Source organism: Marisediminitalea sp., assembly GCF_984433645.1.
Window position 1 is genome coordinate 1 of record NZ_CFIDRX010000189.1, and the last position, 8,248, is coordinate 8,248.

An 8,248-nucleotide genomic window follows, 5' to 3' on the forward strand; every position below is an offset into this window, starting at 1 on the left:
CTAACCATTGCGTTAGATATCATGGGGGGCGATCATGGTCCCCCTGTTATCCTTTCCGCTGCAAAGCAAGCAATTCAAACACTTCCCGATGTACAGTTTATTCTGTGCGGTCGTGAAGAAATCATATCTCCCGCATTAGAAGATTTAACCGACGACCAGCGTCAGCGCGTTGTAGTGCAGCACTGCGAACAATCGGTTGAAATGGGAGAGGCCCCCACGTCAGCGTTACGTAATAAAAAGCAGTCGTCCATGCGTAAAATGCTTGAGCTGGTTGAAGCCGGCGAAGCGCACGCCTGTGTCAGTGCCGGAAATACTGGTGCACTGTTAACGCTCGCGTTTTACGTGTTGAAAACACTCCCCGGCATCGACCGGCCCGCATTGGTATCTGATATGCCTACGGCGAGTCATCACCGGGTGTTTTTGCTGGACCTGGGCGCCAACGTCAATTGTACCTCTGAGATCCTGTTTCAATATGGTGTCATGGGCTCTGTACTGGCTGAACAAATCAGCGGTATTCAACAACCCCGCGTAGCACTGTTAAACGTGGGCGAAGAAGATATTAAAGGCAACGCGCAAGTCAAATACGCCGACCAGCTGTTTCGAAATGCGCGGGGCTTAAATTACATCGGCTATGTGGAAGGTGATGACATCTTTACCGACAACGCCGATGTAGTGGTAACCGACGGTTTTACTGGCAACATAGCGCTTAAGTCTTGTGAAGGACTGGCCAAACTGGTAATAAATGAAGTGAAGCGCCAGTCTCAGGAGAGCTTTTTCAGTCGATTAATGGCACGAATTGCCCTTCCACTGTTAAAAACCGTCTACAACCGGGTGAACCCCGACCAGTATAACGGTGCCAGTCTGTTAGGATTGCGCGGCATTGTGATAAAGAGCCACGGTAACGCCTCGGCAGACGCATTCTACTATGCCATCCTGCAAGCCAAGCAGGAAGCTGAGATGAACGTACCAGAAAAAATAAAAAGTAAAATAGAAACCGTTTTATTGGAGCAACTTTGAGCAAATTTTCACGTATTATCGGGACGGGAAGTTATTATCCCAGTGATGTGCGCACCAATGCTGATCTCGAAGTCATGGTGGACACCAGCGACGAATGGATTACAGACCGCACCGGTATCAAAGAACGCCGCATAGCCGGCCCGCACGAAACGGCCGCTACTATGGGCGCCGAGGCCAGCAAAAAAGCATTTGAAGCGGCGGGCATTGATCCAAAATCTATCGACATGATTGTATGTGCAACAACGTCAGGCCGTTACGCCTTACCCAGCAGCGCATGCGAAATCCAAAAGATTCTCGGGCTGGACAATATTCCAGCTTTTGATGTTGCTGCAGCCTGTGCTGGCTACTGTTATGCATTAAGCGTAGCCGACCAGTATATAAAAAGCGGCATGGCCAAGCGTATTTTGGTAATCGGTACCGATTGTTTAAGCCGTTTAGTTGACCCGTCTGATCGCACTATGGTGATTTTGTTCGGTGATGCTGCAGGTGCAACGGTTATTGAAGCCAGTGACGAGCCTGGTATTTTATCTACTCATATTAACGCAGCTGGTTCTTACGCTGATTTGTTGTATGTGGGTAACCCTACGCGTGGTGACGAGCAGTCTGTCCACGAAAACTGGGGCGTCATGAAAGGCAATGAAGTCTTTAAAGTGGCGGTCACCAAACTCTCTGAGGTAGTAGAGCAGACCCTGGCTGCAAATAATATGGCCAAATCTGATCTTGACTGGTTGGTGCCTCACCAAGCAAACTTCCGAATTATTAAAGCGACAGCGAAAAAGCTGGATATGTCATTAGATCAGGTCGTTCTGACGCTGGAAAACTATGGCAATACCTCAGCGGCGACCGTTCCTACGGCGTTAGACACCGCTGTGCGCGACGGCAGAATCCAACGTGGCCAGCACTTGCTGCTGGAAGCATTCGGCGGTGGTTTTGCCTGGGCATCTGCATTAGTGCGCTACTAAGCGCACCAGATGTAATTCGACCTTAATCAGAAAAATAATAAGGAATTCTTATGTCTCGTATCGCCTGCGTATTTCCCGGTCAAGGATCTCAGACGGTTGGCATGCTGAAAGAACTTTCAGAAACACATGCTTCGATTATCGATACATTTTCTCAAGCCTCAGCAGTATTAGGTTACGATTTGTGGGCGTTGGTACAAAACGACGCTGAAAAACTGAATGAAACACAAGTCACACAACCTGCGTTACTGACTGCCAGTGTGGCTATTTATCGCCTTCTTGCTGAACAGGGTATCGAGCCTGAATACATGGCTGGTCACAGTCTGGGTGAATACTCGGCGTTAGTTTGCAGCGGTGCAATGGCATTTGAAGATGCCGTTAAGCTGGTTGAAGCGCGTGGACAATTTATGCAGCAAGCTGTCCCAGCGGGTGCAGGCGCTATGTATGCCATTATTGGACTGGACGACGACGCAATTGCCGATATCTGTAACGAAACGGCCATTGCGACAGGTGATGTGGTTGCGCCGGTCAATTACAATTCACCAGGTCAGGTGGTAATTGCAGGTGAAACCAAAGCCGCTGAACAAGCCGCGGCGGCTTGTAAAGAAGCGGGTGCCAAGCGCGCATTACCGCTGTCGGTTAGCGTACCTTCGCACTGCGAATTAATGCGTCCGGCCGCGGATCAGTTAGACGACGCCCTTGCCAGCATTACGTTAAGCGAGCCATCTGTAAAAGTGGTTAACAACGTAGACGTTGCAGTAGAAAGCAACCCGGACAATATTCGCAACGCATTGGTGCGTCAGCTTTATTGCCCGGTACAGTGGACGAAAACCGTTGAGTTTTTAGCCGCTGAAGGCATCGACACCATTATTGAAGTAGGTCCGGGTAAAGTATTGACCGGGCTGGGCAAGCGCATTGCTAAATCGATTAATTATTCCGCTATCAACACACCTGACACGCTGAGTGCGTGGCAGGAAGCGTAAACAGGAACGTAACAACATGAGTGATTTACAGGGTAAAATTGCGTTAGTTACTGGTGCCAGCCGTGGTATTGGTAAAGCGATTGCCACACAACTGGCAGAGCAGGGCGCAATTGTTATTGGTACTGCAACCAGCGATGCCGGTGCTGCCGCCATTACAGAGTATTTGCAAGCGTCAGGCGGTAAAGGCATGACACTGAATGTAACCGAGCCAGGCGCATCTGAAGCCTTGGTTAAAGCCATTACAGACGAATTTGGCGCGGTTGAGATTTTAGTGAATAATGCCGGTATCACACGCGATAATCTGCTAATGCGCATGAAAGATGACGAATGGCAAGCGATCATGGATACCAACCTGACGTCTATCTTTTCATTGTCAAAAGCCGTTTTGCGTGGAATGATGAAGAAGCGTTTCGGTCGCATTGTGTCGATCGGATCGGTAGTAGGTTGTGCGGGTAACGCTGGTCAGGCAAACTACGCTGCTGCAAAAGCGGGTGTAATCGGCTTTTCTAAGTCGTTGGCACGCGAAGTTGCTTCGCGTGGCATCACGGTTAACGTGGTCGCGCCTGGATTTATTGATACTGATATGACAAAAGCGCTGAGCGACGAACAACGCGAAGCGATTTTTAAAGATATTCCGGCGAACCGTTTGGGTCAGCCAGAGGAAATTGCCGCGACAGTCAGCTTCCTGGTAAGCACTGGCGCAGCATATATAACAGGTGAAACCATTCAGGTGAATGGTGGCATGTATATGGGATAAGTCTGAGTTTGCGTGTTTTATGCAAAGAACATTGACACGTAACGAGATAAATCCTTGAATGTAAAAATCTTGTTGATTAAACTTGGTTAGCTGCTGGTTTGACCAGGCCATTTGTTTCTACTGGTTGCTTGCAAGGTTAAGACTTGCAAAATAAACTAGCGGCATTTTTTGTATCTAGTGACGTTAAGGGAAACCTAGAATTATGAGTAACATTGAAGAGCGCGTAAAAAAAATCATCGTTGAGCAGCTTGGTGTTAAAGAAGAAGAAGTTAAATCCGAAGCATCGTTTGTTGATGATTTAGGCGCTGACTCGCTTGACACTGTTGAGTTGGTAATGGCGTTAGAAGAAGAGTTCGACACTGAGATTCCAGATGAAGAAGCTGAGAAGATCACGACTGTTCAGTCTGCTATCGACTACATCAACGCAAACAAAGACGCGTAAGCATCTTTTTCCAGATAAAACGGCTCGATAACGAGCCGTTTTCTGTTTACCTTCCTTATAAGTTCCAATGCGAGGGCATTTTGTGACAAAACGTCGCGTAGTGGTTACTGGTCTGGGTATGCTTTCCCCTCTGGGTTTGTCGGTCGACAAGACCTGGACACGCCTGTTGGCGGGTGAAAGTGGGATCGGTGAAATCACCCATTTTGATTGCAGTGAATATTCAACCCGGTTTGCAGGTCAAATCAATGACTTCGATCCGCAAGAATATATCGATAAAAAAGAAGCCAAGAAAATGGACCGCTTTATCCAACTGGGGATTGCAGCGGGTAAACAGGCTTTAGCCGATTCAGGCTTAGCGGTTACCGCCGACAATGCGCACCGGGTAGGTGTGGCTATTGGATCGGGTATTGGTGGCCTCGAACAAATTGAACAGAATCACGTAAAGCTGATGAACAGCGGGCCACGTCGTGTGTCGCCTTTCTTTGTTCCATCAACGATTACTAATATGATTTCAGGCTTCCTGTCTATTATGGAAGGACTGAAAGGGCCTAACCTGAACATCGTGACAGCCTGTACAACAGGTGTACACAACATCGGTGTCGCGGCCAGAACCATCGCTTATGGCGATGCTGATGCCATGTTGGCAGGTGGTGCGGAAGCGACCATCACGCCGCTGGGTATTGCAGGTTTCGCTGCAGCACGCGCGTTGTCTGCTCGTAACGATGCTCCACAACAGGCAAGTCGCCCATGGGACAAAGACCGTGACGGTTTTGTTATGGGTGAAGGCGCAGGTGTGGTCATGCTGGAAGAGTATGAATCAGCGGTCGCTCGCGGCGCTACGATTTATGCAGAGCTAGTCGGTTTCGGTATGAGTGGTGATGCGTATCACATGACCTCTCCGCCAGAAAACGGCGAAGGCGCAGCAGCTTCAATGGTAAATGCCATTAACGATGCGCAAATCGAACCGGAAAAAATCGGTTACATCAATGCCCACGGTACTTCTACACCTGCTGGTGACATTGCAGAAGTTTCTGCAGTGAAAGGCGTATTTGGTGAGCATGCGCATAACCTTTTAGTGAGCTCTACAAAGTCGATGACAGGCCATTTGTTAGGTGCAGCGGGTTCCGTAGAAGCCATCTTCACCGTGTTGGCACTGCGCGACAAAATGGCGCCGCCAACCATTAACCTGGACAATCCGGGCGAAGGTTGTGACCTGGACTTCGTTGCGCACAAAGCAAAAGGTTTTGAAGAAGATTACGCACTGTGTAACTCCTTCGGCTTTGGCGGTACTAACGGCAGCTTGATTTTCAAGCGACTGTAATTACTGCGTAAACAATCAAGATAAACGGAAGCTTCGGCTTCCGTTTTTGTTTTGGAACAGAGTAAATTTCCCGCCCAATTACTGATATACTCGCCAACATTATGGATATTTTTGTTTAGCAGGACATGTCAGAGTCTGTGTCATTACAACCACTCGACCAGTTTGCGTTAAACGATCGTTTAGCGAACTATGGTGACGGTGTTTTTACCACTATGCACGTATCAGACGGCCGCGTTGGCTTGCTGTGTCGTCACGTTTCGCGATTAGTTAACGACGCTGCCGCGCTGGGCATCACAGTAACCGCCACCGCAATAGAAGATGTGATTCGCACTGCCATGCAACAACAGCAAGATGGCGTGCTCAAAATTTTACTTGGCAGTGGTCAGGGCGGCAGAGGCTATTCACGACCAGAACAAGCGGCTGTCTCGCTGGCAGTAAGTTGGCATGCCGTGCCTGCTTTGTACGAAACATGGCGTCAACAAGGGATCTCTCTGGGGGTGTCTCCGGTTACGCTGGCACATCAACCTTTGTTGGCAGGTTTGAAGCATGCTAATCGCCTTGAACAGGTGTTAGTTAAACGCGCCATGCAAGCCATGGACTGTGATGATTGTGTTGTCACAGACGCTAATACCACAGTCATTGAAGCCAGTGCGGCTAACCTGTTTTGGTTTAAAAAGGGCGTTTGGTTTACGCCTGATTTGTCAAAAGCAGGGGTAAATGGGGTAATGCGACAGTTTATACTGGAGCACACCGAACACGTCGAAGTGGGGGAATATCACCTGCGAAATTTGTACGACGCTGAAGCAGTGATGCTGTCAAATGCGCTTATGCAAATTGTCCCTGTCCACTCGTTGGTCAATGCGCATTCTTCAGAAATACATGAGTACTCTCTGGCCCCCGTAAAAGCGCTGCAGCAATCACTGGCAGGCGCCTACAAACAGGAATGTATCCGTGCGTAAGTTTATTATTCTGGTGTTATTGCTGGTCGCTGCCGTAATGACACTGAACGGTTGGTTTCAGTATCAGACGAGCAAACCCTTACTGGTTGAAGAGGCGGTGCACTATACCTTGCCTGCCGGACAGTCTGCGATAGCCACCATTAACGATTTCGAACAAAAAGGCTGGCTCCCCATGTCTCGCCGTGTGGCCAGAGTATGGTTGAAGCTGGTAGCCAGAGACACACATATTCGTGCCGGTACTTACGAAATTCAACCCGGTAGTAATCTTGAAGCGGTGTTCTCGTTGCTGGCTTCGGGGCAAGAAGTGCAATATGACATTACGCTGATAGAAGGACTGACTTTTGACCAGTGGCTGCAAACACTGGCAGACAGTGAATGGTTAGACAATGATCTGACCGCTGAGCAACTGCAGCCCATTCTGGATAGCTGGCAACCTTATGCCAAACAGCCAGTGACATCGCTGGAAGGGTTGTTACTGGCCGATACATACCATTTCACCAACGGTACCAAAGCGAGCGAAATTGTGCAGCGAGCGTCAGACGCTATGCAGGCATTTTTGCTGAAACGGTGGGAACAACGCCTGGGTGGATTGCCTTACAACGCGCCGTTTGAAGTGTTAATTATGGCGTCGATTATTGAAAAAGAGACCGCGCTTGAATTCGAGCGCATGCATATTGCGGGTGTATTTGTGAATCGTCTTGAGCGCAATATGCGTCTGCAAACTGACCCCACCGTTATCTATGGCCTTGGCGACCGCTTCGACGGCAATCTAACGCGCAAGCACCTTCGGGAAGACACCCCTTACAATACCTACGTGCACAAAGGCCTGCCACCCGGGCCCATTGCGATGATTGGTAAAGCGGCAGTAGAAGCGGCCTTACTGCCGGAAGTGACTGAAGATTTGTATTTTGTGGCAAAAGGCGACGGCAGCCATGTGTTTTCGGCTACGCTGCAGGCGCACAATCAGGCGGTCAGGCAGTACCAGTTAAAGAAAGAGGATAAGTGATCGCCCATGAGCGGAAAGTTTATAGTTGTTGAAGGCCTTGAGGGCGCAGGGAAAAGCTCTGTGATTGCACTCATTGAGACGTTAGTGAATGCAAAAGGGCACAAGACCATAACCACCCGAGAGCCAGGCGGTACGCCTATGGCTGAAGCCATTCGTGAGTGTGTAAAGCAGAACTGGCAGGAAACCGTCGTTGAAGAAACCGAATTAATGCTGATGTACGCAGCACGGGCGCAATTGTTGGCGAATGTAATCAAGCCAGCATTGGCGAACGATACCTGGGTAATTGGCGATCGCCATGATTTATCGTCGCAGGCATACCAGGGCGGCGGGCGCGGAATTTCGCAAACAACCCTTACAACACTGCGGGACCTGACGTTAAAAGGCTTTAGCCCGGACTTAACCCTGTACCTGGATGTGGAGCCGGCAACCGGCCTGGCCCGGGCCCGAGGTCGTGGCGAACTGGACCGCATAGAGTTGTCCGGTCTGGCGTTTTTCGAGCGTACCCGTGCACGCTATCAGGCACTGGCTGAGCAGGATGACAGCATTGTTACTATAAGCGCAATGCAGGCAATGCCCGATGTACACCAGCAGGTAAAAGAAGTGGTGGAGCAATTTCTGCAATGATCACTGAAGCCGCGTCTGAACATTTATTGCCCTGGCTGGTATCGACCCGCCAGGCCTTAATGCAGCGCTTTTTACAGCACAGTTTGCACCACGGTTTGTTATTGAGCGGTCCGGAAGGGATTGGTAAACGCCAGTTAGCCAATGCCTTGATGAAAGGACTGTTGTGCTTGCAGCCCTCTG

Annotated in this window: 9 protein-coding genes and 1 pseudogene; all 10 read left to right on the forward strand. The window is 49.6% G+C overall.

What is annotated here, in order from left to right:
• Window positions 1–1,017, forward strand: a 1,017-nt coding sequence (gene plsX, locus AC4MRN_RS17745; protein WP_491204026.1) for a phosphate acyltransferase PlsX, incomplete at its 5' end; no start/stop codon positions are given.
• Window positions 1,014–1,979 carry a beta-ketoacyl-ACP synthase III gene (locus tag AC4MRN_RS17750; RefSeq protein WP_073324725.1) on the forward strand — a complete coding sequence of 322 codons (966 nt, stop codon included), beginning with the start codon at window positions 1,014–1,016 and terminating at the stop codon, window positions 1,977–1,979. The genes plsX and AC4MRN_RS17750, both read left to right, overlap by 4 nt.
• A gap of 50 nt (window positions 1,980–2,029) precedes the next feature.
• Window positions 2,030–2,959 carry an ACP S-malonyltransferase gene (gene fabD / locus AC4MRN_RS17755; protein WP_073324724.1) on the forward strand — a complete coding sequence of 310 codons (930 nt, stop codon included), beginning with the start codon at window positions 2,030–2,032 and terminating at the stop codon, window positions 2,957–2,959.
• A 16-nt stretch (window positions 2,960–2,975) separates the two neighbouring features.
• Window positions 2,976–3,716, forward strand: a complete 741-nt coding sequence (gene fabG / locus AC4MRN_RS17760) for a 3-oxoacyl-ACP reductase FabG (RefSeq protein ID WP_073324723.1) — start codon at window positions 2,976–2,978, stop codon at window positions 3,714–3,716.
• A 202-nt stretch (window positions 3,717–3,918) separates the two neighbouring features.
• A complete protein-coding gene (gene acpP, locus AC4MRN_RS17765; RefSeq protein WP_018981476.1) occupies window positions 3,919–4,158 on the forward strand; it encodes an acyl carrier protein in 240 nt (79 codons plus the stop codon).
• An 82-nt stretch (window positions 4,159–4,240) separates the two neighbouring features.
• On the forward strand, window positions 4,241–5,479 hold the full coding sequence (gene fabF / locus AC4MRN_RS17770) for a beta-ketoacyl-ACP synthase II (RefSeq protein ID WP_073324722.1): 1,239 nt from the start codon (window positions 4,241–4,243) through the stop codon (window positions 5,477–5,479).
• A 137-nt stretch (window positions 5,480–5,616) separates the two neighbouring features.
• The gene (pabC, locus tag AC4MRN_RS17775) at window positions 5,617–6,438 is read left to right on the forward strand and encodes an aminodeoxychorismate lyase (protein WP_491204027.1); all 822 of its coding nucleotides are present in this window, start codon (window positions 5,617–5,619) and stop codon (window positions 6,436–6,438) included.
• Window positions 6,431–7,444 carry an endolytic transglycosylase MltG gene (mltG, locus tag AC4MRN_RS17780; protein WP_491204028.1) on the forward strand — a complete coding sequence of 338 codons (1,014 nt, stop codon included), beginning with the start codon at window positions 6,431–6,433 and terminating at the stop codon, window positions 7,442–7,444. The genes pabC and mltG overlap by 8 nt, the downstream gene beginning before the upstream one ends.
• 6 nt (window positions 7,445–7,450) lie before the next feature.
• Window positions 7,451–8,068, forward strand: a complete 618-nt coding sequence (tmk, locus tag AC4MRN_RS17785; protein ID WP_073324719.1) for a dTMP kinase — start codon at window positions 7,451–7,453, stop codon at window positions 8,066–8,068.
• A pseudogene (locus AC4MRN_RS17790) lies at window positions 8,065–8,248 on the forward strand (DNA polymerase III subunit delta); the annotation flags it as partial. The gene tmk and the pseudogene AC4MRN_RS17790, both read left to right, overlap by 4 nt.